This is a genomic window from Pseudomonas sp. LARHCG127 (assembly GCF_052871455.1).
Genome location: NZ_JBIXJT010000005.1, coordinates 193,805 through 220,731, shown reverse-complemented (window position 1 = coordinate 220,731; position 26,927 = coordinate 193,805). Strand labels below are relative to the sequence as shown.

The following is a 26,927-nucleotide window of genomic DNA, read 5'->3' as shown; positions in this document are numbered from 1 at the left end:
GGGCGGGTCATGTTTTCTACAAGCCTTACCGTTAACGACGTGTTGTATCTGCTTGAGGGGGCCTGGGTCACCGTGCAATTGACTGCGTGGTCGATCGTGCTTGGCACGCTGGCCGGCTTGCTGTTCGGCCTGCTGCGGGCGCTGTTGCCGCGAGCCAGCCTGCCGCTGGCCTGGCTGCTGGACGTGTTTCGCAGTGTGCCGCTGCTGATCCAGTTCGTGTTGTTCAACTCCCTAAAGAGCATCGTTGGCCTGAACCTCAGCGCGTTTGCCGTCGGTTGCATCGTGCTCGGGGTCTACGCCGCCGCGTACTTCACCGAGATCGTCCGCGGAGGCGTGCTGGCGGTGCCGTTGAGCACCCGCCGGGCCAGCCGGTCGCTGGGCCTGAGCTATGGGCAGGACCTGCGGTTCATCGTCCTGCCGATTGCCACGCGGGTGGCGTTTCCCGGCTGGCTGAACCTGGTGCTCGGTGTGATGAAGGACACCGCCCTGGTGATGTGGATCGGCATCGTCGAATTGCTGCGGGCCTCGCAAACCATCGTCACGCGCATTCAGGAACCCCTGCTGGTGCTGTGCATCGCGGGCCTCATTTACTACGTCATGAGCCTGGTGGTCGCCCGCCTCGGCGCACGCCTGGAAAGAAGGTGGCAGGAAAATGATTGAGATCGAAAACGTGCACAAGTCTTTCGGTGACCTGGAAGTGGTCAAGGGTGTGAGCCTGACCGTGGACAAGGGTGAAGTGGTGTCGATCATCGGCGGTTCCGGCTCTGGCAAGTCGACCCTGCTGATGTGCATCAACGGCCTGGAGCCGATCCAGAAAGGCAGCATCCGCGTGGATGGCATCGAGGTCCATGACCGCGCCACCGACCTCAATCGCCTGCGGCAAAAGATCGGCATCGTCTTCCAGCAATGGAACGCCTTCCCCCACCTGACCGTGCTGGAAAACGTGATGCTGGCGCCGCGCAAGGTGTTGGGCAAAAGCAAACAGGACGCCGAGGCCCTGGCGGTGAAACAGCTTGAGCACGTGGGCCTGGGGGACAAACTCAAGGCCTTCCCCGGCAAGCTTTCCGGCGGTCAGCAACAGCGCATGGCCATCGCCCGGGCATTGGCGATGTCGCCGGACTACATGCTCTTCGACGAAGCCACCTCGGCGCTGGACCCGCAACTGGTGGGCGAAGTGCTGGACACCATGCGCATGCTCGCCGAGGACGGCATGACCATGGTGCTGGTGACCCACGAGATCCGCTTCGCCCGGGACGTGTCCGACCGCGTGGCGTTTTTTTGCAATGGCCGGGTCCATGAGATCGGGCCGCCGGACCAGGTGATTGGCAATCCGGTGCAGCCGGAGACGGCGGCTTTTCTCAAGTCGGTGAAATAGCCGATGGCCCTATCGCGAGCAAGCTCGCTCCCACACGGACTTGTGTACACCATTGAACCCTGTGGGAGCGAGCTTGCTCGCGATGAGGCCCGACCAGACAACACAAGGATTTGATCCATGCGCTCATCCAGAATCATCCATGTCATCAGCTGCCACGCCGAAGGCGAAGTCGGCGATGTGATCGTCGGCGGTGTCGCGCCGCCCCCCGGCGCCACGGTGTGGGAGCAGTCACGCTGGATCGCCCAGGACCAGACCCTGCGCAACTTCGTCCTCAATGAGCCCCGCGGCGGGGTGTTCCGCCACGTCAACCTGCTGGTGCCGGCCAAGGACCCGCGGGCGCAAATGGCCTGGATCATCATGGAACCGGCCGACACGCCGCCGATGTCCGGCTCCAACTCGCTGTGCGTCGCCACCGTGTTGCTGGACAGCGGCATCCTGCCAATGACCGAACCCCAGACCCGCCTGGTGCTGGAAGCCCCGGGCGGCCTGATCGACGCCGTGGCCGACTGCCGCGACGGCAAGGTGCAACGGGTCGAGATCAAGAACGTACCCTCCTTTGCCGACCGCCTCGATGCCTGGATCGAAGTCGAGGGACTGGGTTCGTTGCAGGTGGACACCGCCTACGGCGGCGACAGCTTTGTCATCGTCGATGCCCAGCGCCTGGGTTTTGCCATTCGCCCCGATGAAGCCGCCGAGCTGGTGGCCGTGGGCTTGAAGATCACCCGCGCCGCCAATGAGCAACTGAGTTTCGTGCACCCGCTGAACCCCGACTGGTCGCACATCTCGTTCTGCCAGATCGCCGCACCCATTGTCCGTGAGGACGGCATCGCCACGGGCGCCAACGCCGTGGTGATCCAGCCCGGCAAGATCGACCGCTCCCCCACCGGCACCGGCTGCTCGGCGCGCATGGCGGTGTTGCAGGCCAAGGGCTTGATGCAGGTAGGCGAGCGTTTTATCGGCCGTTCGATCATCGGTTCCGAATTCCATTGCCGCATCGACTCACTGACCGAGGTGGCCGGACGCCCGGCGATTTACCCGTGCATCGCCGGACGAGCGTGGATCACCGGGACCCATCAGTTGCTGCTCGACCCGGCCGATCCGTGGCCCCAGGGCTATCGGCTTTCGGACACCTGGCCCGGCGCATGACGTTCAGATTCACCCAAAACCTTGTGGCGAGGGAGCTTGCTCCCGCTGGACTGCGAAGCAGTCCTGAAGGCTGACAACTCGGTGTGTCAGTCAGATCCTGGGGGCCGCTTCGCGACCCAGCGGGAGCAAGCTCCCTCGCCACAAAAGCACTATCAAAAACGGAGACAACCCATGAGCAAACGCATCAACTGGAGCGGCGTCTTCCCTGCCGTCACCACCCAATTCAACGATGACTTTTCCATCAACCTGGAAAAAACCCACCAAGTGATTTCCAACGTCATTCGCGATGGCGTTTCCGGCCTGGTGGTCTGCGGGTCGGTGGGGGAAAACACCTCCCTGAGCGCCGAGGAAAAAATCGCCGTGACCGAAGTCGCGGTGGACGCCTCCCGGGGCCGGGTGCCGGTGATCTGCGGCGTGGCCGAGTTCACCAGCGTGCAGGCCGCCAAGGTTGCCAACGCGGTGCGCAAGGTCGGTGTCGACGGGGTGATGCTGATGCCGGCGCTGGTCTACGGCTCCAAGCCCTTCGAGACCGCCGAGCATTTCCGCTACGTGGCCCGCCATGCCGACGTGCCGCTGATGGTCTACAACAACCCGCCGATCTACAAGAATGACGTGACGCCGGACATTTTGATTGCCCTGGCCGATTGCGACAACGTCGTGTGTTTCAAGGACTCCTCCGGCGACACCCGGCGCTTCATCGACGTGCGCAATGAAGTCGGCGATCGCTTCGTGCTGTTCGCCGGTCTCGACGACGTGGTGCTGGAAAGCCTTGCCGTGGGCGCCGAAGGTTGGGTCTCGGGCATGTCCAACGTGTTCCCCCAGGAAGGCGAGACCATTTTCCGCCTGGCCCGCGCCGGACGGTTCGCCGAAGCGATGCCGATCTACGAATGGCTGATGCCGATCCTGCACCTGGACGCCCGGGCCGACCTGGTGCAATGCATCAAGCTGTGCGAAGCCATCGCCGGCCGCGGCAGCGCCCTCACCCGCCCACCGCGCCTGGCCCTGCCGGACGCGGACCGGGTGTATGTGGAGCAGATCATGGCCAAGGCCCTGGCCAATCGGCCGGTGTTGCCGGATGTGGGGCTTTAAGGCCTGACCTACCCCGCAAGGCATCTGAGGATCCCCCTGTGGGAGCGAGCTTGCTCGCGATAGCGATCTGCCTGGGCCGGCTATGCTGGATGTGCCGACCTCATCGCGAGCAAGCTCGCTCCCACATGGATTTGCGGTGAACACATAAGAATGAGCCCATGCGACTCAACCTGTGGGAGCGAGCCTGCTCGCGAAAGCGGTCTGTCTGAGCCGGCTATGCTGGATGTGCCGACCTCATCGCGAGCAAGCTCGCTCCCACAGGGATTTGCAGTGAATACACAAGAGTGAGCCCATGCGACTCAACCTGTGGGAGCGAGCTTGCTCGCGATAGCGATCTGTCTGAGCCGGCTATGCTGGATGTGCAGACCTTATCGCGAGCAAGCTCGCTCCCACAGGATTTGTGGCGGACATGAGAGGCTTCCCATGAACTATTTCCTGGCCCAGGCCCTGAACAATCGATGGGCCAACCACAGGTTGCTCGGCGCCTGCGCGCAGTTGAGCGAGGCCGACTACGCGGCGCCGCGCACGGGATTCTTCCCGTCCATCCAAGCCACGCTCTGCCACATCCTGGAAGTGGACCGCTATTACCTCACCGCCCTGGAAGGCGACCGTGACGGCCAGATCAAGGACTTCTCCGAAACCCTGGCCTTTGCCCACCTGATGCACAACCAGACCCAGACCGACCAGCAACTGGTGGCGTTCTGCGAAGCCCTGCGGGAGCAAGACCTGGTCCGCTCTGTCGATCTGGTGCGCGTCGACGGTGTGGTGCGTGAACGAATCGACCGGCTGCTGTTGCACCTGTTCGAGCATCAGATCCATCATCGTGGACAGGTCCACGGCATGCTCAGCGCCACCCACGTCGCGCCGCCACAACTTGATGAGTTTTTTCTCGACTGCGACCGGCCGTTTCGCAACGACGAGGAACAACTGCTTCAATTGGATGAACGGCGGGTCTGGCGCGAATACCTGCCAAGTTGATCCGCCCCCCCTCAAAGGAGACCTTGCCATGAATGTCATTCTTCGTAGCATCGGTTTGGCGTTGATGCTGATCACCACGGCGGCACTCGCCCACCACGGCTGGAGCGAATACGACGCCAGCAATCCCCTGACGCTCGAAGGCACGATAAAGGAAGCCGGCTATTCCCATCCCCATGGCTACGTGCGCCTGCAAACCACCGACAAAACCTGGACCGTCGTGCTGGCCCCACCGTCACGCATGGAGAATCGCGGGCTGGGCAAGGACATGCTCAAAGCAGGTAACAGTGCCACCGTGGTCGGCTATGCAAACCGCAACAAACCCGACGAATTGCGCGCCGAACGCATCACCATCGACGGCAAGACCATCGAGTTGCGCTGATGCAGGCCTCCCCGGCAGGCTCACCCCAGGGCTGGATGGACCAGTTGGGCGATTCGTCCCTGGCGTTGGCCATGCGCAGCGAGCTGTGGCTCTATCCGCTGGTGGAAGTGGTGCACATCATCGGCTTTTCGATATTGGTGGGCGCGGTGGTGATGTTCGACCTGCGCGTGCTCGGGCTGTCCAAGGGCATCGCCGTGACCGCCCTGGCCCGCCACTTGCTGCCCTGGGCGATTGCGGCCCTGCTGCTGATCGTGCCTGCGGGGTTGCTGATGTTCAGTGCTCACCCCCATGACTTTGCCGGCAACAACGTCTTCATCCTCAAGCTGTACCTGATCGCGGCAGCGGGCCTTAACGCCCTGCTGTTCCACGTTGGCACCTACCGCTCCGTCCAGCAATGGAACACCGGCCATAAGGCACCCGGCCTGGCCAAGGCCCAGGCATTGGTCTCCATAGTCCTATGGCTCGTGGTCATACTCTGCGGCCGCCTGCTGGCCTACACCTGAACTGCACGTGAAAAAGAAGCGATGGCCGCTGCCGGCCATCGCCAAATCGCCCACCCGGGCGCCCTCAGATCCGTGCGGGAGACACGATGATCTTCACGTTGTGCTCCTTGTTGTTCACCAACTCCTCGAAGCCCTGCCCGACGATCTCTTCCAACTGGATGCGCCCGGTCACCAGCGGCGAGATGTCCAGGCGTCCGTCGGCGATGAAGGCAATCACGTCGGCGAACTCACCGTTGTAGGCCAGCGCGCCCAGCACTTGCTTCTCCGTGGAGACCAGCTCAAAGAAGTTGAACTCGCTCGGTTCCTCGAAAATCCCCACCAACACGCATTTGCCGGCCTTGCGGATCAGGTCGATGGCCAGCTTGGCGGTGTGCTTGTTGCCAATGCATTCGAAGCTGACATCGGCACCCAGGCCACCCGTCAGGCGCCGAACTTCAGCCAAGGCGTCGCATTCATTCGGATCGATCACATGGCTGGCCCCGACTTCCAAGGCCTTGGCCTTGCGTGCGCCGGACATTTCCAAAGCAATCACCTGGGCTGCACCAGCCGCCTTGGCGCACATGATCGTGCACAAGCCGATGGTCCCGGCGCCCACCACCACGACGTTCTGGCCCAGCAGGCTGCCGGCCTTTTTCACCGCATGCATGCCCACCGCCAGTGGCTCGATCAACGCACCGGCCTCGGCGGGGAAATCAGCCGGTAGTTTGTAGAGCAGGTTCGCCGGGACATTGACCAGCTCCGCGAACGCACCGTTGTTCATCAACCCGGTGAACGCCAGGTTCTCGCAAATGTTGTAGAGCCCATGGGTGCAGTAGTAGCAAGTGCCGCAGTGCTGGCAGGCGTCCGCCGCCACCGGCTCGCCGACACTGAAACCTTCGACGCCGGCGCCCAGTTCGACGATCTCGCCGCAGAACTCGTGGCCAAGGATGCACTGGCCTTTGATCCCGGTCAGCGGGTGCGGCGCGTCCACCGGGATGAACACCGGCCCGGCCACGTACTCGTGCAAGTCGGAGCCGCAGATGCCGCACCATTGCACGCGGATCTGCACCCAACCGGCGGGGGGCGAAACCGGCAGTGGCACGTCTTCGACGCGGATGTCGTTGCGGCCATGCCAGACGGCGGCGCGCATGCTGCGGGTCGGCTTGATAGAAACGTTCATAGCGTTGCCTCCAGAATTTTTTATAGGGCGACGATGCAATCGCCGCCCGCTTGTTCAGTACTGTCCGATGAACCCGTTGATCAGCCGATTGACCTGCTCGGCCGCTTCCATCTGCACCATATGGCCTTGGCCCGACAGCACCTCGACCCGCGCTGATAACCCTTCGGCGTGAGACGCCGGGATGATTGCGTCGTCGCTGCCCCAGATCACCAGGGTCGGCACGTGGCCCGCCTGCACCACTTCCCGCAGGTCCGCCTGCTGGCGACCGTCGGCGAACAACGTCGCTGACAATTGCTGCAGCGCCGCGTCCACACCTTCCAGGCGCTTGTACTTGAGCATGTCGTCGAGCATCTGGCGGTTGACCAGCTCGGCATTGGAGAACAGTTGCACCAGCTGCGGCTTGAGGGCGTTGCGGTTGGCCGCTTCGACGAACCCTTGCAGGTAGCTGCCGTTGATCTGCGCACCCAGGCCGGCACTGCCGATCAAGGTCAGGGAGCGTATCCGCTGGGGCATCAGGCGCGCAGCGTTCAGCGACACCGCCCCGCCCATGGAATGCCCCACCAGGTGCACGGCGTTGATGTCCAGGTGATCGAGCAAGGCCAGCACCACGCCGCTCAGCTCGTCCAAATCGCCGCGTTGCAGGGTTTTCGACGATTCGCCATGGCCCGGCAGGTCCAGGGCAATGACCCGTCGCCCGGCCGCCAGGGCTTCATGGTTGAACAGCCAGTTGTTCAAGTCGCCGCCAAAGCCGTGCACCAGCACCAGCGGCGTACCGCCCTCGCCGCGCTCGAAATAGCGGATCACCCGGCCGTCCAGCTCGACTTTCTGTGTTTTCGGACCACTGTCCTCATCAGCCGCGTCGCCGGGCACGAAGTTGGATTGGAACTGCTCGATGACCGCGTCAATCTCGGCGTCGCTGGCCTCGCCTTCGACGACGATGCCGAGCAAGGCGCCGACCGCCAGGGTTTCGTCCTGGCGGGCGATCTGCCGGCGCAGGATTCCAGAAAACGGCGCCTCGACGCTGCTGGAAATCTTGTCCGTCTCGACGTCCATCACTTCCTCGCCCTTGGTGATGGCCTGCCCCTCTTCCTTGAGCCAGGCATCGACCCGGCCCTCGGTCATCGACAGGCCCCACTTGGGCATGGTCAAGGTATGAATCTGGCTCATCAGCGCTTGCTCCACTCGATCACGTTGAGCACGGCTTGTTCGATCTTCGCCGCGTCAGGGATGTACAGGTCTTCCAGGGAGTCGGAGAACGGCACCGGCGTATGGGGCGCGGTGACCATTTCGATCGGCGCCTTGAGCGCGCCAAAGGCTTTTTGCGCCACCAGCGCCGAGATGTCGGTGGCCATGGAACAGCGTGGGTTGGCCTCGTCGATCACCACCAGGCGCCCGGTCTTCTCGACACTTTCCAGGATGCTGTCCTCGTCCAGCGGGCTGGTGGTGCGCAGGTCGATCACTTCGCAGTCGATGCCGCGCCCGGCCAGGTTGCGCGCCGCGTCCATCGCGGTGTTGACCAGCCGTCCGTAGGAGACCAGGGTGATGTCCTTGCCGTCGCGCAGGAAGTTGGCCTCGCCGAACGGTACGGTGTAGAGCTCTTCCGGCACTTCGCCCTGCATGCTGTAGAGCAACTTGTGCTCGCAGAAGATCACCGGGTCGTTGTCGCGGATTGCCTGGATCAGCAGGCCCTTGGCGTCGTAGGGCGATGATGGGCAGACCACTTTCAGTCCCGGGATGTGCGTCCACAACGACGTGAGCATCTGTGAATGCTGGGCGGCGGCGCGCAGGCCGGCGCCGACCATGGTGCGGATCACCAGGGGTGTGGAGGCCTTGCCGCCGAACATATAGCGAAACTTCGCCGCCTGGTTGAGGATCTGGTCCAGGCAGCACCCGGCGAAGTCGACGAACATCAGTTCGCACACCGGGCGCACGCCGCAGGTGGCCGCGCCGACCGCCGCGCCGACGTAACCGATTTCCGACAGTGGCGTGTCCAGCACGCGCCCGGGGAACTGGTCGTATAGGCCCTTGGTCACTCCGAGTACGCCGCCCCAGGCGTCGTTTTCACCGGGGGCGCCGGCGCCACCGGCCACGTCCTCACCCATGATGAACACGCTGGCGTCGCGGCGCATTTCCTGGGCCAGGGCTTCGTTGATTGCCTGCTGATAGCTGATTTTTCTCGCCATGATGAATTTCTCTGTTCTTGTTTTAGGAGGGCGTTCAGGGATAGCTGACGTAGACGTCGGTCAGCAGGTCCGCTGCAGAGGGCTTGGGATCGGACTTGGCCTTGTACACGGCGTTTTCAATCAGCAGGTCCACTTCCTTGTCGATCTGGTCCAACTGCTCGACGGTAAGCAAACCGGCCCGGGTGGTGCGTTCGCGGAACTGCATCAGGCAGTCCTGGTTTTCGCGGAAATGCTTGACCTCGTCCGGTGCGCGATAGGTCTGGGCGTCGCCTTCGAAGTGGCCGTAGTAGCGGGTCAGCTTGACCTCGATCAGCGACGGCCCTTCCCCGGCACGGGCGCGTTCGACGGCGGCCCCGGCGGCTTCGTGCACGGCAAAGAAGTCAAAGCCGTCCACCGTCACGCCGGGCATGCCGAAGCCGGCGGCGCGGTCGGCGATGTGATCGCAGGCCACCGACCAGTTGGAAGCGGTGGCCTCGGCGTAGCCGTTGTTTTCGGCGATGAACAGGCACGGCAGGTTCCACACCGAGGCCATGTTCATGGCTTCGAACACCGCGCCTTCGTTGGAGCCGCCGTCGCCGAAAAACACCACGGCGACGCTGTCGGTGCCCTTGAGGCGGGCCGCCAAAGCCGCGCCGACCACCAGTGGCGCACCGGCGCCGACGATGCCGTTGGCGCCGAGCATGCCTTTCTCGAAATCGGCGATGTGCATCGAGCCACCCTTGCCTTGGCAGACGCCGGTTTTCTTGCCGTAGATCTCGGCCATCATTCCGTAGACGTCCACGCCCTTGGCGATGCAATGGCCGTGGCCACGGTGGTTGGAGGCGATGCAATCGTCATCGCCCAGGTGGGCCATGACGCCGGCGGCCGACGCTTCTTCGCCGGCATACAAGTGGACGAAACCGGGGATCTCGCCCGTGGCGAACTCCACGTGCAGGCGCTCTTCAAAGGCGCGGATGGTGCGCATCACCTGGTAGGCGTGCAGCAGTTGATCGTGGGTGAGCGGTGTCGACATTTTTATTCTCCTGGGGTGTCTTCTTGAAGATTCAGAGGGTGTTGCGGGTGCTCGCGGCCGATGGCCAACAAGCGTTGTTGCGCGGCGTAGGCCAGCACCGCGTTGACGTCGATGCTCAGCGGACCGCCGGCATCGAGGGTGACCGTGGGCCGGTCGTGGGCGTTGAATTCGATTTCCCGTTCGCCATCCAGGGCCAAGGTGCCGCTGGACAGCGACAAGCCATGGGCGACGCCGGGTTCCAAAGGGCCGGCGGCGAGCACCCCACAGCCTTGCAACAGGCCCGGGGCGAGCGGCACCAGCAGCGCTTCGGGGGATTGCGGGTCCAGGCGCATCCAGGCCCCGCCCGGCGCCTGGCGGGACACCGGGAACCACAAGCCGCACAACGCCGACAGGCCAATGGATTGCGGTTCGGCGAAAGTCACGAAGACTTCGGCCAGGTCCTGTGCCCGACTGATGGCCCGGGCGCCGACAAAACGCAACGGCGACACGGCGACGTCCACCAGGGCGACTTCGCGCAAGCCACGTCCGGCGTCGCAGACCAGCAAGCGCTTGTTGCGGCGCAAACCGATCGCGTCCGGAATCCGGCCGCTGGCGTACAACCCACCGGCCAGCCCGGCACTGGTGGCCTCGCGCAGCTCGGGAAAGGCGTTGTTGGTGCCGGTGGACAGGGTCAGCAATGGGATGTCGCCGACTTCGGCGGCTACCGCCTTATGGGTGCCATCGCCGCCGAGCACGGCGATCAGCGCCACCTCGCGCTCGGCCATCAAGCGCGCGGCCCGGCGGGTGTCTTCGACGGTCTGGCGCAGGGTCAGGTCGAGGAATTCCAGGGCCGGCCAGCGGCTGCTGCGGGCCTGGCGGCTATGGCTGTTCTTCAGCACGGCGGCGGCCATGCCGATCATGTCGGTGGGCATCAACACTTGTTCGATGCCGGTGGCGCCGAACGCGGCCAGCAGGCGCTGGATCACCGAAACCTTGTCGGTACTGGAAAACAGCCCGGCATTGGCGGTCAGGCGCCGCACGTCGCGGCCCGAGGCGGGATTGGCGATGATGCCCACGGTCAGGGGTCGGCGGCTCATGGCGCCACCGTGGACGGTGCGGGCAAACGGCCTGGGCAGGAAGACATAGACACCTCGTTGTTATTATTGGAGGCCCGTCGGGCGGGTTCCAGGCATAGAGCAAGGGCGGTGCCAGTTGCGAAAAAAACCTGCAAGAAGGCCGAACCAGAGCGGTCCAGAGATGTTTGACGAAGCAGCGGACCGAGCCCCGGTGAGACGCCCCATGTCAGCCTGCACGAGGTCCGGACGAGACGCTGAGACGTGGCGTCTCACACCGCCCGAACAACCCGTCGAGCTTGTCTGCACCCGGCGAACGGCGCTTAATGTGCGCACAACGACAAGAAGCTGAATCGGAGGCCCCATGCTTTCCGCTCACTCCCGGGCGCACGTGGATTGCGTCAGCCGCGTGGTGAAAAACGCGAACCAATTGCCACAATTGCCCGTCCCGGACCTGATCCTCGACTCCTGGCGCCGTTCCCTGGAGCAACATCACCTGGACCCGGGTTCGCTGCAGGGCCCGCGCATCCTCTCCCAGGACGTGCTCAAGCAATGCCGCGAGCGCTCCGAGCTGTTCCTCAACATCGCCAGCGAAGAAGTGGCCCGCCTCCATGGCCGGGTACGCGACGCCGACTATTGCGTACTGCTGACCGATGCCCAGGGCCAGACCATCGACTACCGGGTGGAAACCTCGATCCGCAATGACTGCCGCAAGGCCGGGCTATACTTGGGCACCTGTTGGTCGGAGGGCGAAGAAGGCACGTGTGGCGTGGCGGCGGTGCTCACGGCCAAGGCCCCGGTGACCGTGCACAAGCGCGACCATTTCCGCGCGGCGTTCATTGGCCTGACCTGTTCCGCCGCGCCGGTCTTCGACCCCCAGGGTGAATTGCTCGGGGTGCTGGACGTCTCGGCGGTGCGCTCGCCGGATGATCGCCGCTCGCAGCACCTGATCCGGCAAATGGTGGTGCAGAGCGCCAGGGAGATCGAACAGGCGTTTTTCATGAGCAGCGCCCAGGGCTATTGGGTGCTGCGGGCCCATCGCAACCCCGGCTACGTCGACAGCCAGCCGGACTTCCTGTTCGCCTGGGATGACGACGGTTGCCTGCAAGCCTTGAACCCGGCTGCCCGCCAGTACCTGCTGCAACAGTACGGGCAGGTGCCGCAACACATCGGCCAGGTGTTCGAGCAGCAACGGCTGCACCGTGCCCGGGACGAAAGCCTCTGCTTGCTCGATCACGCCCTGCACGGACGCTTGAGCGCGCCTCGCCAGCGGGCCAGTTCACGTTCGCGGGTGGCGATGACTCCGTTGGAAATCGATCCACGCCTGGCCGACAGCCTGCGCCTGGCGGTGCGGGTCAAGGATCGCAACCTGCCGGTGCTGATCCAGGGCGAAACCGGTGCCGGCAAGGAAGTCTTCGCTCGCCAGTTGCACCAGGCCAGCCAGCGCCGCGAGCGCCCTTTCGTGGCGCTGAACTGCGCGGCCATTCCCGAAAGCCTGATTGAAAGCGAATTGTTCGGCTACGTCGCCGGGGCGTTCACCGGCGCCTCGGCCAAAGGCATGCAGGGCCTGTTGCAACAGGCCGACGGCGGCACCTTGTTCCTGGATGAGATCGGCGACATGCCGCTGGCCTTGCAAACCCGCCTGCTGCGGGTACTGGCCGAGGGTGAAGTGGCGCCGCTGGGCGCATCCCGCCGCAAGGCCGTCGACATTCAGGTGATCTGCGCCACCCACCGCGACCTGGAGACGCTGGTGGCCGCCGGCGAGTTTCGCGAGGATTTGTATTTCCGTCTCGGCGGTGCGCGTTTCCAGTTACCGCCGTTACGTGACCGCAGCGACCGGCTGGCGCTGATCAATCGGATCCTTGCCGAGGAGTCGGCATTGTGCGGGGGAACCGTGCAGTTGAGCGGCGCCGCCCTGGAATCCCTGCTCGGCTATCACTGGCCGGGCAATGTCCGCCAGTTGCGCCATGTGCTGCGCTATGCCTGCGCGGTGTGCGAAGCCAGCGTGATCCAGCTCAGCCACTTGCCCGAGTCATTGCACAGCGCGGACGTCGCCGATCAGGGGCCGGAGCCGAGCGCCAGCCCGGAACGCCAGGCGTTGCTCGATGCGTTGGTGCGCCACCGCTGGAAACCCACCGCCGCCGCCCGGGCCCTGGGCATTTCCCGGGCGACCCTGTATCGACGGGTGCATCAACATGGCATCGAAATGCCAGGCCGCAGCCCCGCCTGAGCACCTAGCGGCGCGCCAGCTCATGACGGACACATTGCTCGTAGTAGGTCTGCTTGACCGCCGCGGGTTTGAGACGCGAAGCGCTGTTGTAGGTCTGCTCGGTAATGCCCAGGGCGGTCATGCGCATCCAGGGCCGGGGAAACTTGCGCACCTGCAGCTTCTTGCGTGCGCCGTACAGGCTGACGCCAGACAGCTTCGACGCCTGCGCCCCCGCCGCGATGTCCGAACCCCAGCGGCACACTGACTGCTGGTTCTGCGTCAGCGCCTTGGCCTGGGCCTCGAGCGAGACGGCGGCCAAGAGAAACGTCGCTACGACCCACATAGAAATACGCATAGGTTTGTCGCCCAACTTTCTGAAAGGAAAGAAGTTTGCCTCTCTGCAAATGAGCAAGGGGCCAGCATTTGCAGTCCATTCTCGAATCCGCATGCAATCCATTGTGGCGAGGGAGCTTGCTCCCGCTGGGCCGTGCAGCGGCCCCAAGAAAGCCGTGACAACTCGGTGTGTCAGGCAAATACAGGGGGCCGCTTCGCGACCCAGCGGGAGCAAGCTCCCTCGCCACGGAACGGCTTGCCTTCGCCATCTGGGATATCCCAATGGCGAAACAATCTATAAACAAGTAGAGATAATAAATATAAGCCTTTGAAATTAAACAATTTAAGTTAATTCAATGACTCGTCTTCACCTCCTGCAACAACTGCTGGATCACCTGCTCCTGCTCACCATAGCGCCCTTCACCAAAATGGCTGTAGCGCACCTGCCCCTTGGCATCGATGAGGTAATGGGCCGGCCAGTATTGATTGTTGAAGGCGCGCCAGATCGCATACTGATTGTCGATCGCTACCGGATAGTGGATGTCCAGCTTGCGCACCTGCTCGCGGACGTTATCGATGATCTTCTCGTAGCCGTATTCCGGGGTGTGGACGCCGATCACCACCAGCCCATCCTTTTCATACTTCTTCGCCCAGCCGTTCACATAGGGCAAGGTGTGCTGGCAGTTGATGCAGTCGTAGGTCCAGAAGTCCACCAGCACCACCTTGCCCCGCAGCGACTCGCTGCTCAGCGGCGGCGAGTTCAGCCATTGCACCGCGCCGTCCAGTGAAGGCATGGCGCCCTGGGATTCAAGGGACGGCATGGCACTGGCGCCGGCCTTGCTCACCACGTAGTCGATGGCCTTGGGCACGTTCTCCAGCAGGCTTTTTTCCAGGCTGGTGGACTGTTGGGAGGAAGTCGCCGCCAACAAGCGGTCATCCGTCCCAGTGCCAATCGCCACGGCCGCCAGCAACACCGCCAGCCCCGTTCCCCGGCGCAACCAAGTGGTCATGGGCAGCGAGAGCTTCAGGCGCCCGACCAGACCACGCCCGGCCAGGATCAGCGTGCCCAGGGACAAGGCACTGCCCAGGCCGTAAGCGAGCAGCAACAGGCTGGTTTGCGCGCTGGCGCCTTGCAGCATGGCGCCGGTCAGGATCACCCCGAGTATCGGCCCGGCGCACGGTGCCCAGAGCAACCCGGTTGCAACGCCGATCAGCACCGAGCCCACCGGCCCGGCCATCCGCCCGGCCCCGGCGTCCAGGCGATTGCCCAGGTTGACCAGCGGCCGCGCCAACCAGGTGCCAACCCGGCTGAAGATCAACGACAGGGCGAACACCCCCATCACCACCAACGCGACTTGTCGACCGACGCTGCTGGCGCGCACCACCCATTCGCTGCTGACCACCGCCAGGCTGGAGACCAGGGCGAACGTCAACACCATGCCGCCGAGGGTCAGCAGCACCGAGCTGCGGGAGCGATTGGCCCGGGCGAACAGAAACGGCACCACCGGAAGAATGCAGGGGCTGAGGATCGTCAGGATCCCGCCGAGAAAAGCGATCAGAAGCATGGCAACACCTCAAAATAAAAGGCCTACATAGGCCCACAAAAGCAGGTCAGTTCTGGTTGCTGCAGTGATCGGAAAACTTGCGATAGTCCAGCGCCTGCTGGTGGCCTGTCGAATCCAGGTAGGTCATGTGGGCGTTGACCACGCCGCAGGTCGGCTCGGTGTCTTCGGTGAGGGAAAGCACCTTCTGGATGTCCAGGTGGCTGCCGTAGGTGTAGGTGTGCGGTTGCACGTTGCTTTCGGCCCGGGCCGACAGGGTGCAGATGTTCAGCGCGGCAAAAAGGCAGGCGGCGTAGACGGCTTTGGTGTTCATGGCGATTCCTCGATTCAATGGGGGTTTATCTGCCGAGGCCTGTTGTGTGCCTCGATGGATGCCATTGAATGCCCCGCAGGTATCGCGTCTGTATCGAGCCCGGTGGCTTTTTGCATCGCTGTGTATCCGTCAGGCGCCAGATACACTGCAATACAAACCGCCGCGAGCCGGGCTGGCCGGGGCCTGTAGACTGCTCACAACGAAACGCCGAGGAGCGGGACACCATGGATCATGTCGATCACGTGTTGATAGTGGATGACGATCGCGAGATCAGAGAGCTGGTTGGCAACTACCTGAAGAAGAATGGCCTGCGCACCACCGTTGTCGCCGATGGCCGGCAGATGCGCGCCTTCCTCGAAACCACCCCGGTGGACCTGATCGTGCTGGACATCATGATGCCCGGCGACGATGGCCTGGTGCTGTGCCGGGAACTGCGTGCCGGCAAGCACAAGGCCACGCCGGTGCTGATGCTCACCGCCCGCAACGACGAAACCGACCGCATCATCGGCCTGGAAATGGGCGCCGACGATTACCTGGTCAAGCCGTTCGCCGCCCGGGAGCTGCTGGCGCGGATCAACGCCGTGCTGCGCCGCACCCGCATGTTGCCGCCCAATCTGGTGGTCACCGAAAGCGGTCGCCTGCTGGCGTTCGGACGCTGGCGCCTGGACACCACCGCCCGCCACCTGCTGGACACCGACGGCACCATGGTTGCCTTGAGCGGCGCCGAGTATCGGTTGTTGCGGGTGTTCCTCGATCATCCGCAACGGGTACTCAACCGCGACCAGTTGCTTAACCTCACCCAGGGCCGGGACGCCGATCTGTTCGATCGCTCCATCGATCTACTGGTCAGCCGCCTGCGCCAGCGCCTGCTGGACGACGCCCGGGAACCGGCCTACATCAAGACCGTGCGCAGCGAAGGCTACGTGTTCTCGCTGCCGGTGGAGATCCTCGAGGCGTCGGTATGAACCTGCCGCTGCGCTGGCCGCGGACCCTGGCCTCGAGGCTGTCGCTGATCTTCCTGATCGGCCTGATCCTGGCCCAGGGCCTGTCTTTCGGCGTCCAGTACTACGAGCGCTACCAGAGCGCCAAGTCGACCATGCTCGGCAACCTGGAGACCGACGTCTCGACCTCCGTGGCGATTCTCGACCGCCTGCCTGCCGCCGAACGCCAGGCCTGGCTACCGAAACTCGCCCGGCGCAACTATGGCTATTTGCTCGACGAAGGCCAGCCCGGCCAACCGATGGACCTGGCCGACGCGCCGATCTCGGTCAGTTCGATCCAGGAAGCCATCGGCCAGGCCTATGGCCTGACCTTCAAGCAGATTCCCGGGCCGAACATGCACTATCAGGCGCACCTGCGCCTGGGGGACGGCAGCCCGCTGACCATCGACGTACGCCCGGCGATGGCGCCCCTCTCCCCTTGGCTGCCAATGGTGTTGCTGGGGCAGTTGGCCCTGTTGATCGGCTGCACCTGGCTGGCCGTGCGCATCGCCGTAGGTCCCTTGACCCGACTGGCCCAGGCGGTGGAAACCCTCGACCCGAACGCCCATAGTGTGCGCCTGGACGAAAAAGGCCCGACCGAAGTGGTGCATGCGGCCAAGGCCTTTAATGCCATGCAAGACCGCATCGCCGCCTACCTCAAGGAGCGCATGCAGTTGCTGGCGGCGATTTCCCATGACTTGCAGACCCCCATCACGCGCATGAAGCTGCGCGCCGAATTCATGGACGAAGGGATTGAAAGGGACAAGCTGTGGAGCGACTTGAGCGAAATGGAGCACCTGGTGCGTGAAGGCGTGGCCTATGCCCGCAGCATCCACGGCGCCACCGAGGCCAGTTGCCGGATCAGCCTGGACGCGTTCCTCGACAGCCTGGTGTTCGACTACCAGGACACCGGCAAGGACGTGCAACTGTCCGGAAAAAACGCCGCCGTCATCGACACCCGTCCCCATGCCCTGCGGCGGGTACTGATCAACCTGGTGGACAACGCCTTGAAATTCGGCGGCGCGGCGCAGATCCAGGTGCAACCGGCCGACAACGGGCAATTGGCGATCCAGGTACTGGACCGTGGCCCCGGGATCAGCGAGCAGGAACTGGCCGAAGTGCTCAAGCCGTTCTACCGGGTGGAAAGCTCGCGCAACCGGGAGACCGGCGGCACCGGCCTGGGCTTGGCCATCGCCCAGCAACTGGCGATCGCCATGGGCGGCTCACTGACCCTGAGCAACCGCGACGGCGGCGGCCTCTGCGCCGAATTGCGCCTGGCGCTCACAAGCTGACACTGCCCCACACGGTTCTGGGGCGATGCAAATAGGGGTGCCTCATCCAGTTCCCCTGTGGGAGCGAGCCTGCTCGCGATAGCGGTGGGTCAGCCAGCATTCATTCAACTGACCCGACGCCTTCGCGAGCAAGCTCGCTCCCACACTGTTCTTTGGCGTTGCAAATAGGGGGGGCCTTACCCAGATCCCCCTGTGGGAGCGAGCTTGCTCGCGATAGCGGTTTGTATGCCAGTGTGTCTGCGGATGATCGGCATACACGAACTTGCACAATGCTGCGCCGCGGACACACCCCGCTTACACCGGCTTGAAAGACTCCCTCCCATCCCCGGCGACTATCACGACCGGGCCGTCGACATCCAAGGAGCCTTCACATGCCTACCCCTACCGCATCCCCCTTTCGTTACCAAGGCTGGTCGCTGTTCAGCCTGCTCGCCGCCCTGGTGCTGTTGATGACCGGGTTGATCCTGATACTCAACCCGGACCTGACCGAAGGCGTGCGCAGCGCCATTCGCGCCACGGCGCGTTCGTCGTTCATCCTGTTCCTGCTGGCCTTTACCGCCTCGGCATTCGCGGTGCTGGTGCCCTCGCCCCTGAGCCGGGCGCTGGTGCGTGAACGGCGCTTCATCGGACTGGCCTTTGCCTTTTCCCACCTGGTCCACGCCGTGCTGATTTACACCTACGGCCAGCTCAATACCGAGTTCTGGCCCGGCCGCACCACCCTCGGCAACGTGCCCGGTACCGTGGGCTATGTGTTCATCCTGCTGCTGGCGCTGACCTCGTTCAAAAGCACCACGCGCCTGATCGGTTTCAAGGCCTGGAAGCGCCTGCATGTCACCGGCATGTGGGTGCTGGCGGCGATCTTTGCCTATTCCAACTTCAAACGCATCCCCATGAGCGACTGGTACGTGCTGCCCTTCGGCCTGATCTGCGCCGCCACCGCCGTCCGCCTGGTGGGCAAGCTGGCCCAGGCCACCCAGCGGCGCCAACGGCCGCAACACGCGGCTTGAGCCAAGGGAGATCGATCATGTACGCAAGTACCTTGAAAACACTGCATACCCCGCTCGAGAACCTCGGGGCATGGCTGGCGCCGCTGGGCCTGCGCCTGTTCCTGGCCTGGGAGTTCTTCGAATCCGGTCTGGAGAAATGGAACGGCGCGAACTGGTTCGCCGAGATCCAGTCTGCCTTCCCGTTCCCGTTCAACCATGTGCCGGCCCAATGGAACTGGGAACTGGCGATGTGGGCCGAGCTGATCGGTGCCATCGCCCTGTTGATCGGCCTGGGTACCCGCCTCTGGGCCCTGGTGCTGATCGTCGTCACCGTGGTGGCGACCGCTGCGGTGCACTGGCCGGCGGACTGGTCGAGCTTGAGCGAGCTGGCCCAGGGTTATGCGATTACCAACAAGGGACACGGCAACTTCAAGCTGCCGCTGATCTACCTGGTGGCCTTGCTGCCGTTGCTGTTGCAAGGGGCTGGGAAGTTGAGTGTGGATGCGGTGCTGGGGGCTGGGCTGCATCGCCGAAACAAGGCCTGAAAAAAACTTTGTGGGAGCGAGCTTGCTCGCGATGGCAGTGGGTCAGTCGACTTCAACAGTGACTAATGTACCGTCATCGCGAGCAAGCTCGCTCCCACAAGGGTTCGGGGTTAATTGGCGAGGTGTGGCTGTACGCCAACAACCCCTTCCTCCTGCATCCGCCGCAACAGCGCCACCGCGCTGTCCATGAATTCTGCCGAATCCACCCCCGCCTCCCGCGCCAGCGCCAGCAGCTGCCCTCGCCCCGTCAACCCTGGATAGGCCTCGATGCGCTGCAAAAGCCGCCAGGCCAACGGGCTGAGTTCGGAAAAACGCACCTCGAACCCAGGCGTTCGCCGCACCAGCAGCAGCGTCGGCTGCGCCGGTGGTGTCGAGGGCTGATAACTCGGCGCCAGGCGATGCACCGGCCATTGGTACGCCAGCGGCCAGGCCAAGGGCGAGACACGCAGTGGCGAGCCGAGCAAGGACGTCTCGTCATGGGCCGGCAACGGCTCGGCCTCGGATTGCAGCAGCGCCATCTCGACCCACTCGTAGTGCGCCAGCTCCGCCACGAACGGCGGCCAGTCCGGCGAGGGATGGTCTGCAAGATAGCCAACGAATTCCTCGGCGATTTCACCGAACTTGGGCGTGGCACAGCGATGTTCACGCAGGAATCGGCGCACGCAGGCACGCCAGGGGTCCTGTCCCAGCAGGTTCACCAACACGGGGAAGGTGCCGCTGAGCAGCGCACGCATGTTCTCGAAGATCAGGTCGCGATACACCTGGGCCCGCGCCGCGTCCATGCCGGACGGGATCGGGCAGTGATCCGGGTCGCGCAGGTAGCGGGTCAGCGCCTGTTGCTGCTGATGCAGCGTCTGCCGGGCCTCAGCCATGGGCCACCGCCCGCCAGGTGCCGGCCTGGTGCTGTAACTGGCGAATCGTCTGCAGTTCGGCCACCAGCGCGGCGTAAGGCGGGAAGTTGAAGTCCCGTTCGAGCAAGGTCGGCTGTACGCCGAAACGTGCATAAGCCTGGGCCAGCAGCGCCCAGACCACCGGCTTGACCGGCGCGCCATGGCTGTCGATTTTCAGCGTGTCGGACTCGTCGTAATGCCCGGCCACATGCATCGCGACCACCCGCCCCGGCTCAAGACCCGCCAGGAATGCCTGGGGATCGAAGCCATGATTGACCGAGTTGACGTAGACGTTATTGACGTCCAGCAACAGGTCGCAATCGGCTTCGCGCAACACCGCCCGGGTGAATTCCAGCTCGCTCATGTCCTGTTGGGGGGCGGCGTAATAAGAGACGTTTTCCACCGCCAGGCGGCGTCCCAGCACATCCTGGGCCTGGCGGATCCGCGTCGCCACGTGATGGACCGCTTCCTCGGTGAAGGGCAGCGGCAACAAGTCATACAAATGCCCCTCGTCACCGCAGTAGCTCAAGTGCTCGCTGTACAACGGCACCTTGAAACGCTCGAGGAAAGCACGCACCTGGCCGAGAAACGCCAGGTCCAGCGGCGCCGGCCCACCGAGGGACAACGACAGGCCATGGCACGTCAACGGATAACGTTCGGCCAGGGAATGCAAGGCGGCGCCATGGGGGCCGCCGATGCCGATCCAGTTTTCCGGAGCGACTTCAAGAAAATCGAAATCCCCGGGCGGTGCCTGGCGCAGTTCAGCGAGCAAGGCCCGGCGCAGGCCGAGGCCTGCCGAAGGTTGGGGTAGATTCAACATGGCACATCTCCTGGGGAAACGAGATGTGGTGAGCCTCATGGAACGATCAACCCCATGATGGAAACCGAATACCCGTGGCGAGGGAGCTTGCTCCCGCTGGGTCGCGCAGCGGCCCCAGTTTTTTTGGGCCTGCTACGCCCGAAGCGTCGGACCGGTCCAGCGGGAGCAAGCTCCCTCGCCACGGAGCCTTTGTTCGACGCCGCTTCAGTGGGCTGGCATCAACGCATCAGGCTCACCACCGGGGGCGAATCAGGACTCGATAGCCGCCCCGCACTTGCCTTCGCCACATTTGCCTTCCGCGGTCTTCGCCTGGGCCGACAGGTATTGCTTGGCTTCCGGCAACGAGATACCGCCGTCGTGGTTGGCGTCGATCTTGTCGAACTCAGCGGCGCGTTCCGGCGCGGCGGCGATGAATTCGTCCCGCGAGACCTGGCCATCGTGGTTTTTATCGGTCTTGGCGAACTTGTCTTCGCCGCACTTGCCTTCGGCGGGTTTCTTCACCGTATCGGCGGCGGCCAGGGTGTAGCCCTGGGCCAGGTCGTTCATGGTCAAGGCCGAAGCCGCCGTGGAGAGACCCAGGCCACCGACCAAAGCCAGGCCAAGTGCAAGGGATGAATGACGGGAGAAGTTGAGCATGGGGTATTCCTCTGACGATTGACGATTAATCCGCCAGTCACCGGCACCGAGGCTCGGGGCCGGCTGGCTGGCGTAGTTAATCGACGGTGTGTATCCGGCCTGTGTCGCCGGCCCGGCCCTTCGTCAAGCAGATGTATCCGGGCCTGCGCGGTACACACTGCGATACACGCCCGCCCGGCCACAGCCCCTGGCGTTGAAAAAATCGAAACCTTGGACGGCGTGCACCGGTCAAGTCCTGTATGAACGTCAACCGCTGCACGTCGCGCCGAGCGACCACAGCCCGAAACGAGGGACAGACATGAGCATGACCGTCGGTGATTTCCTGGTGGAACGTCTTTATGAATGGGGGGTTCGCCGTATCTATGGCTATCCGGGCGATGGCATCAACGGCGTGTTTGGCGCCTTGAACCGCGCCCAGGGAAAGATCCGCTTCATCCAGGCCCGCCACGAGGAAATGGCCGCGTTCATGGCCTGCGCCCACGCCAAGTTCACCGGCGAACTGGGGGTCTGCATCGCCACTTCCGGACCCGGCGCGTCCCACTTGGTGACCGGCCTCTACGATGCCCGAATGGACCACATGCCAGTGCTCGCCATCAGCGGCCAGCAGGCCCGCGCCGCGCTGGGCGGGCATTACCAGCAGGAACTGGACCTGGTCAGCCTGTTCAAGGACGTGGCCGGGGCGTTCGTGCAGCAAGCCAGCGTGCCCGCCCAGGTGCGTCACCTGCTCGACCGCGCCGTACGTACGGCGGTGGGTGAGCGCCGGGTCACGGCGCTGATCCTGCCGAACGACCTCCAGGACATGGAATACACCGCGCCGCGCCACAAGCACGGGACCGTTCACTCCGGCGTCGGCTACCGCAAGCCCAGCGTCGTCCCCTACGAAGAGGACTTGCGCAAAGCCGCCGAGGTGCTCAATGCCGGCAAGAAAGTCGCCATCCTGGTCGGTGCCGGCGCGCTGCAGGCCACCGACGAGGTGATCGCCATCGCCGAGAAACTGGGTGCCGGTGTGGCCAAGGCATTGCTGGGCAAGGCCGCCGTGCCCGATGACCTGCCCTGGGTCACCGGCACCATCGGCCTGCTCGGCACCGAGCCCAGCGACAACCTGATGGCCGGCTGCGACACGCTGCTGATGATCGGCTCCGGCTTCCCCTACGCCGAGTTCCTGCCCCCTGAAGGCCAGGCCCGGGGCGTGCAGATCGACATTCAAGCGGACATGCTCAGCCTGCGGTATCCCATGGAAGTCAGCCTGCACGGCGACAGCGTCGATACCTTGCGCGCCCTGCTGCCGCTGATCGAAGAAAAAACCGACCGCACCTGGCGCAAGAAAATCGAGCATTGGCGGGAACGCTGGGAGCGCACCCTGGAAAAACGCGCCTTGGTAGCCGCCAAACCGATCAACCCGCAGCGAGTCACCTTCGAGCTGTCGCCGCGACTGCCAGAGCAGGCCATCATCACCTGCGATTCGGGCTCCTGCGCCAATTGGTACGCCCGCGACCTGAAGATCCGGCGCGGCATGATGTGTTCGCTGTCGGGTGGCCTGGCGTCAATGGGCGCCGCCGTGCCCTACGCCATCGCGGCGAAGTTCTGCCACCCGCAGCGGCCAGTGATCGCCCTGGTAGGCGATGGTGCCATGCAGATGAACAACATGGCCGAGCTGATCACCGTCGCCAAATACTGGCGCACCTGGGCCAACGGCACCTGGATCTGTGCAGTGTTCAACAATCGGGACTTGAACCAGGTGACATGGGAACAACGGGTGATGGAGGGCGATCCAAAATTCGAAGCCTCCCAGGACATTCCCGACGTGCCCTACCACCTGTTTGCCGAATCCATTGGCTTGAAGGGCATCCTCGTGTTGCACGAAGACGACGTGGCCACGGCCTGGGAAACCGCGCTGGCGGCGGATCGTCCGGTGCTGATCGAATTTCGCACCGACCCCGACGTGCCGCCGCTGCCACCGCACATCAAGCTGGAACAGGCCAAGAAGTTTGCCTCGACCCTGCTCCAGGGCGACCCGAACGAGCGAGGCATCGTGGTGGAGACCGCCAAGCAGGTATTGAGCAGCCTGCTGCCGGGCCATCGCACGGATAAAGAGTGAGGCGTGACACGATGCCCACCGTTGAGCTGCATCGTCGCTATGAAAGGTCCCTGCTGCTGGCGTTCTGCGTGGTGTGGGGCTGGCTGGCCATCGCCCCCCTGAAACGCAGCGACTGGCTGGCGGAAAACCTGCTGGTGGTTGTGTTGCTGGTCGTGCTGGTGGCCGTTCATCGGCGATTCAGCTTTTCCCGGCTGTCCGCCACGCTACTGTTCGTGTTTCTCTGCATCCATGAAATCGGCGCCCACTACAGCTACGCCAAGGTGCCCTACAACCAGTGGTGGCAGGCCTTGACCGGGGGCCCTTCGCTTGACCAGCTCATGGGGTTCCAACGCAACCAATTCGATCGGCTGGTGCATTTCAGCTATGGCCTGCTGCTGGCCTATCCGCTGCGGGAGGTTTTGCTGCGGGTGGCGCCTGCAAAGGGGTTCACAGGCTATTTGCTGGCCTGGAGCCTGATTCTCGCGTCGTCGGCCATTTACGAGATCATTGAATGGTTGGGCGGTGCCTATATAGGCGGTGATACCGCCAAGGCTTTTGTCGGCGCCCAGCGGGACCCGTGGGATTCACAAAAGGACATGGCCTTGGCCGCGCTTGCCGCGTTCATCGCCCTGCTGGCCGCCGCCGGGGTCAGCTACCTGCGCCAACGGGACGTCGCCCTCCAATGGGCATCCCGCTTCAAGGCCCGCACATGACAACAACGCAGCCTGTCGGCTGCTTCGTTAACACGACTAAGTAAATCAGCCCGCCCGCCGATACAAGACAGGTGCGGGTGAAATCGCTTTTGGCTGATGACTTTTTTATGACTGAAAATGCTGGCAATGACTCGACTGTCCTTTCCCCGGGCTCGCCAACCCGTAGTTTCACCCGTCGCACGTTCCCGGCCATCATGCTCCTGCTGTTTGTCATGTCCGCACTGGCGATCGCCGTGCTGCTTAACATCACGGCGGCCCAGGACCGGCGCGCCCGCGAACAGAGCCTGTTTTTCGCCCAGCGGGCCATCGAGGGCATCCGCACCGGCATCGGCCGCGACCTGAGCGACTATTCCAAGTGGAGCGACGCCTACCGGCACCTGCATGTCGATGTCGACAAGGAATGGGCCTATGACCAGGAAAACGTCGGCAGCAGCGTGTTTTCGCTCTATGGCTACCAGGCGGTGTTTGTCATTTCCCCGACCGGCAAGACCGTTTATTCGGTGATCGATGGCCAGATGAGCGAGGTCGATGCCGACACCTGGCTGACCGGCGACCTGCGAGCACTGCGGAACAAAGCCAGCACGGCGGAAAATCACGACGAAGTGGTCGTCGAGCTGCTGCACCACGACGACGCCCCGGCGTTCGTCGCCGTGTCCGCCATCACCACTGGCACGGACAACAGCGTGGCGCAAATTCCCGGCCCGCCCAGCCTGATGCTCTTCGTCAAGGTCCTGGACCCCGGCGCCCTGGAAATCCTGGCGCGGGATTTTGCCCTGCCCGATGCCCATATCGCCAGGACCCCGGGCCCCGCCGATACCGCCCAATTGCTGCTCGACGATCTGACCCAAGAGGCCCTGGCGTGGCGACCGCAGACCCCGGGCCAGGATCTGCGCAAAGTCCTGCTGCCGTTGCTGGCCGTGGCGTTACTGGTGCTGGGAATCCTGGCCCTGGCCGTTCTGCGCCACGCCTTGACGATGCTGCGCGCCCAGGAAAGCCAATACGCCAGCCTGCTGGCCCACCGCAAGGCTTTGGAGCGCAGCGAAGAACGTTTCCGCGACATCGCCGAAGTCTCCTCCGACTGGTTGTGGGAGGTCGACTCGACCGGGACGCTGACCTACCTGTCGGAACGCTTCGAACAAGTGACCGGCTTCAGCCCCACGGAATGGCTCGGCAAACCGCTGCACCGGCTGCTCCACCCCCATGGTGGCTCGATCTCGATTGCCCAATGGTTGCTCGGCGGTGCCAACAGCCTCTCTTCGGCACCGCTGCTGTGCGAGTACACCGCGCGCAACCAGCGCATCCGCACCTGCAAGCTGTCGGTACGGGCCATCGAAGCCGGCACCTTGGGTTTTCGCGGCACCGCCACGGATATCACCGACGAGTTGCGCGCGCTGGCCCAGATCAAGCACCTCTCCCTGCATGACCCGCTGACCGGGCTGGCCAACCGCAACCGTTTGTTCGATTGCCTTCGCGAACACCTGGATCGACCTGATCGCCCGCCCCTGGTGCTGCTGAACCTGGACATGGACCGATTCAAGCCGGTCAACGACTCCCTGGGACATGCCGTGGGCGATAAGGTGCTCAGGGAAGTGGCGCATATCCTCCAGCAAAACGTCCGTGGCACCGATCTGGTGGCGCGCCTGGGCGGTGATGAGTTTGTCATTGTCATGCCCGAGCCCGGCGATGCCGACGATATCGATCAGCTCTGTGCACGACTGATCGACTGCATGCAACGGCCCATGCACCTGGACGGCAACACGCTGTACCTGGGAGTGAGCATCGGCGTCGCCTGGGCGCAGCCCGGTGACGAACGGGCCGATGAACTGTTGCGCCACGCCGACATCGCCTTGTATGCGGCCAAGGCGGCGGGCCGCAACACCTGGCGCGTGTACGTGGAAGCCATGGGCAACCTGGCCCGCGACCGGCGGCAATACGAGCAGCAACTGCGCAACGCCATGCAGCACGATCAACTGGAACTGCGCTACTTGCCTCGCTTCGACGTGATCGCCGAGCAACTGCACGGTTTCGAAGCCCAGATCTTCTGGCACCACCCCGAAAAGGGTGAGCTGGGTGGGGCCGACTTCATCCCCGTGGCGGAAACCTCGGGTCAGTTGGAAGAACTGGGCACCTGGGTCTTGATCAACGTCTGTGAAGAAGCCGTGACCTGGCCGAGCGATGTGAATGTCTCCCTCGCGGTTTCACCCCGGTGGTTCAACAGCAGCTTCCTGCTCAACCAGGTGCAGGAAGCGCTCGAAACGAGTGGCCTGGCGCCTCACCGGTTAACCTTGGAAGTGGCCGAAGGTGTGCTGCTGGCCGACCACAAGGCCGTCGCCGCCACCCTCCATGCGCTCAAGGATCTTGGGGTGCGGATCAACATCGATAAGTTCGGCACCAACATCGCCTCCCTGCGCGAGGTGCTGGACCAGCCGTTCGATGGCATCCGCTTCGATCGCAACATCCTCTCGCAGTTGGGCCTGGAGGACGACAAGGAAGGTGTCCTGGCGATGATCCGGTTGAGCCGCAGCGTCGGGCTCATGGTCACCGCCGAAGGGATCGAAAACGCCCGACAATACAGCCAACTGCGCAACGTGGCCTGCGACCATGTCCAAGGCCCCTACTTCGGCGCAGCACTGCCCCGCTCGGAAATGGCCTCGTTCTTCACCACGCCGCGGTGGCTGTAACCCGCCGCTCCACC

Annotated in this window: 26 protein-coding genes; 15 read left to right on the top strand and 11 right to left on the bottom strand. The window is 63.8% G+C overall.

Annotated elements, in window-relative coordinates:
- The first annotated feature begins 9 nt into the window (after window positions 1-9).
- The 7 genes from ACIPQ1_RS11090 (at window position 10) to ACIPQ1_RS11060 (ending at window position 5,470) form a co-directional block, all read left to right on the top strand.
- Window positions 10-660, top strand: coding sequence for an amino acid ABC transporter permease (locus tag ACIPQ1_RS11090; protein WP_411387415.1), 651 nt, complete (start codon window positions 10-12; stop codon window positions 658-660).
- Window positions 653-1,375, top strand: a complete 723-nt coding sequence (locus ACIPQ1_RS11085; RefSeq protein WP_092172955.1) for an amino acid ABC transporter ATP-binding protein — start codon at window positions 653-655, stop codon at window positions 1,373-1,375. The genes ACIPQ1_RS11090 and ACIPQ1_RS11085 overlap by 8 nt, the downstream gene beginning before the upstream one ends.
- 117 nt (window positions 1,376-1,492) lie before the next feature.
- Window positions 1,493-2,521, top strand: a complete 1,029-nt coding sequence (locus tag ACIPQ1_RS11080; protein WP_446534097.1) for a trans-3-hydroxy-L-proline dehydratase — start codon at window positions 1,493-1,495, stop codon at window positions 2,519-2,521.
- Between the two features lie 171 nt (window positions 2,522-2,692).
- The gene (locus tag ACIPQ1_RS11075; protein WP_446534096.1) at window positions 2,693-3,610 is read left to right on the top strand and encodes a dihydrodipicolinate synthase family protein; all 918 of its coding nucleotides are present in this window, start codon (window positions 2,693-2,695) and stop codon (window positions 3,608-3,610) included.
- 423 nt (window positions 3,611-4,033) lie between these two features.
- Window positions 4,034-4,588, top strand: a complete 555-nt coding sequence (locus ACIPQ1_RS11070; protein WP_250963190.1) for a DinB family protein — start codon at window positions 4,034-4,036, stop codon at window positions 4,586-4,588.
- Between the two features lie 28 nt (window positions 4,589-4,616).
- Window positions 4,617-4,967 (top strand): DUF6152 family protein, encoded by a 351-nt coding sequence (locus ACIPQ1_RS11065; protein ID WP_250963191.1) that lies wholly within the window; start codon window positions 4,617-4,619, stop codon window positions 4,965-4,967.
- Window positions 4,967-5,470: a DUF6644 family protein gene (locus tag ACIPQ1_RS11060; protein WP_446534095.1), complete on the top strand. Its 504-nt coding sequence runs from the start codon at window positions 4,967-4,969 to the stop codon at window positions 5,468-5,470. The genes ACIPQ1_RS11065 and ACIPQ1_RS11060 overlap by 1 nt, the downstream gene beginning before the upstream one ends.
- A 64-nt stretch (window positions 5,471-5,534) precedes the next feature.
- On the opposite strand, the gene ACIPQ1_RS11055 is transcribed toward ACIPQ1_RS11060, so the two are convergent.
- From ACIPQ1_RS11055 to ACIPQ1_RS11035, 5 genes are all read right to left on the bottom strand, one after another.
- Window positions 5,535-6,599 (bottom strand): 2,3-butanediol dehydrogenase, encoded by a 1,065-nt coding sequence (locus tag ACIPQ1_RS11055; RefSeq protein WP_225917632.1) that lies wholly within the window; start codon window positions 6,597-6,599, stop codon window positions 5,535-5,537.
- Between the two features lie 84 nt (window positions 6,600-6,683).
- Window positions 6,684-7,796, bottom strand: a complete 1,113-nt coding sequence (locus ACIPQ1_RS11050; RefSeq protein WP_446534094.1) for an acetoin dehydrogenase dihydrolipoyllysine-residue acetyltransferase subunit — start codon at window positions 7,794-7,796, stop codon at window positions 6,684-6,686.
- Window positions 7,796-8,812, bottom strand: a complete 1,017-nt coding sequence (locus ACIPQ1_RS11045; protein WP_250963194.1) for an alpha-ketoacid dehydrogenase subunit beta — start codon at window positions 8,810-8,812, stop codon at window positions 7,796-7,798. The genes ACIPQ1_RS11050 and ACIPQ1_RS11045 overlap by 1 nt, the downstream gene beginning before the upstream one ends.
- 34 nt (window positions 8,813-8,846) lie before the next feature.
- Entirely contained in the window at window positions 8,847-9,824 is a 978-nt protein-coding gene (locus tag ACIPQ1_RS11040; RefSeq protein ID WP_053119650.1) for a thiamine pyrophosphate-dependent dehydrogenase E1 component subunit alpha, read from the bottom strand.
- A gap of 2 nt (window positions 9,825-9,826) precedes the next feature.
- The gene (locus ACIPQ1_RS11035) at window positions 9,827-10,900 is read right to left on the bottom strand and encodes an ATP-NAD kinase family protein (protein ID WP_446534093.1); all 1,074 of its coding nucleotides are present in this window, start codon (window positions 10,898-10,900) and stop codon (window positions 9,827-9,829) included.
- A 340-nt stretch (window positions 10,901-11,240) separates the two neighbouring features.
- Between ACIPQ1_RS11035 and ACIPQ1_RS11030 the strand changes: the two genes are divergently transcribed.
- Window positions 11,241-13,106: a sigma-54-dependent Fis family transcriptional regulator gene (locus tag ACIPQ1_RS11030; RefSeq protein WP_411387408.1), complete on the top strand. Its 1,866-nt coding sequence runs from the start codon at window positions 11,241-11,243 to the stop codon at window positions 13,104-13,106.
- Window positions 13,107-13,110: 4 nt separating this feature from the next.
- Here the strand turns inward: ACIPQ1_RS11030 and ACIPQ1_RS11025 are convergent, their stop codons facing one another.
- The 3 genes from ACIPQ1_RS11025 to ACIPQ1_RS11015 all read right to left on the bottom strand — a co-directional run bounded on the left by ACIPQ1_RS11025 (window position 13,111) and on the right by ACIPQ1_RS11015 (window position 15,293).
- Window positions 13,111-13,440 carry a hypothetical protein gene (locus ACIPQ1_RS11025; RefSeq protein WP_250963198.1) on the bottom strand — a complete coding sequence of 110 codons (330 nt, stop codon included), beginning with the start codon at window positions 13,438-13,440 and terminating at the stop codon, window positions 13,111-13,113.
- Window positions 13,441-13,771: 331 nt separating this feature from the next.
- On the bottom strand, window positions 13,772-14,983 hold the full coding sequence (locus ACIPQ1_RS11020; protein ID WP_446534092.1) for a cytochrome c biogenesis protein DipZ: 1,212 nt from the start codon (window positions 14,981-14,983) through the stop codon (window positions 13,772-13,774).
- Between the two features lie 46 nt (window positions 14,984-15,029).
- A complete protein-coding gene (locus ACIPQ1_RS11015) occupies window positions 15,030-15,293 on the bottom strand; it encodes a DUF2790 domain-containing protein (protein WP_250963200.1) in 264 nt (87 codons plus the stop codon).
- Window positions 15,294-15,517: 224 nt separating this feature from the next.
- Between ACIPQ1_RS11015 and ACIPQ1_RS11010 the strand changes: the two genes are divergently transcribed.
- The 4 genes from ACIPQ1_RS11010 (at window position 15,518) to ACIPQ1_RS10995 (ending at window position 19,096) form a co-directional block, all read left to right on the top strand.
- Window positions 15,518-16,258 (top strand): response regulator, encoded by a 741-nt coding sequence (locus ACIPQ1_RS11010; RefSeq protein ID WP_003202589.1) that lies wholly within the window; start codon window positions 15,518-15,520, stop codon window positions 16,256-16,258.
- Window positions 16,255-17,565, top strand: a complete 1,311-nt coding sequence (locus tag ACIPQ1_RS11005) for an ATP-binding protein (RefSeq protein ID WP_411387406.1) — start codon at window positions 16,255-16,257, stop codon at window positions 17,563-17,565. The genes ACIPQ1_RS11010 and ACIPQ1_RS11005 overlap by 4 nt, the downstream gene beginning before the upstream one ends.
- A 371-nt stretch (window positions 17,566-17,936) precedes the next feature.
- On the top strand, window positions 17,937-18,572 hold the full coding sequence (locus tag ACIPQ1_RS11000) for a ferric reductase-like transmembrane domain-containing protein (RefSeq protein WP_207965207.1): 636 nt from the start codon (window positions 17,937-17,939) through the stop codon (window positions 18,570-18,572).
- A gap of 17 nt (window positions 18,573-18,589) precedes the next feature.
- Window positions 18,590-19,096 (top strand): HvfX family Cu-binding RiPP maturation protein, encoded by a 507-nt coding sequence (locus ACIPQ1_RS10995; protein ID WP_411387404.1) that lies wholly within the window; start codon window positions 18,590-18,592, stop codon window positions 19,094-19,096.
- Between the two features lie 110 nt (window positions 19,097-19,206).
- On the opposite strand, the gene ACIPQ1_RS10990 is transcribed toward ACIPQ1_RS10995, so the two are convergent.
- The 3 genes from ACIPQ1_RS10990 to ACIPQ1_RS10980 form a co-directional block, all read right to left on the bottom strand.
- Entirely contained in the window at window positions 19,207-19,968 is a 762-nt protein-coding gene (locus ACIPQ1_RS10990) for an HvfC family RiPP maturation protein (RefSeq protein ID WP_446534091.1), read from the bottom strand.
- Entirely contained in the window at window positions 19,961-20,806 is an 846-nt protein-coding gene (locus ACIPQ1_RS10985; RefSeq protein WP_446534090.1) for an HvfB family MNIO-type RiPP peptide maturase, read from the bottom strand. The genes ACIPQ1_RS10990 and ACIPQ1_RS10985 overlap by 8 nt, the downstream gene beginning before the upstream one ends.
- A gap of 249 nt (window positions 20,807-21,055) precedes the next feature.
- Window positions 21,056-21,442, bottom strand: a complete 387-nt coding sequence (locus ACIPQ1_RS10980; protein ID WP_072404447.1) for an HvfA family oxazolone/thioamide-modified RiPP metallophore — start codon at window positions 21,440-21,442, stop codon at window positions 21,056-21,058.
- A gap of 298 nt (window positions 21,443-21,740) precedes the next feature.
- On the opposite strand from ACIPQ1_RS10980, the gene ACIPQ1_RS10975 reads away from it, so the two are divergent.
- The 3 genes from ACIPQ1_RS10975 to ACIPQ1_RS10965 all read left to right on the top strand — a co-directional run bounded on the left by ACIPQ1_RS10975 (window position 21,741) and on the right by ACIPQ1_RS10965 (window position 26,913).
- Window positions 21,741-23,540 carry a thiamine pyrophosphate-requiring protein gene (locus ACIPQ1_RS10975; protein WP_446534089.1) on the top strand — a complete coding sequence of 600 codons (1,800 nt, stop codon included), beginning with the start codon at window positions 21,741-21,743 and terminating at the stop codon, window positions 23,538-23,540.
- A gap of 11 nt (window positions 23,541-23,551) precedes the next feature.
- Window positions 23,552-24,232 carry a DUF2238 domain-containing protein gene (locus tag ACIPQ1_RS10970; RefSeq protein WP_411387400.1) on the top strand — a complete coding sequence of 227 codons (681 nt, stop codon included), beginning with the start codon at window positions 23,552-23,554 and terminating at the stop codon, window positions 24,230-24,232.
- Between the two features lie 107 nt (window positions 24,233-24,339).
- Complete coding sequence (locus ACIPQ1_RS10965; protein ID WP_446534088.1) at window positions 24,340-26,913, top strand: bifunctional diguanylate cyclase/phosphodiesterase; 2,574 nt, start codon at window positions 24,340-24,342, stop codon at window positions 26,911-26,913.
- Window positions 26,914-26,927: the final 14 nt, after the last annotated feature.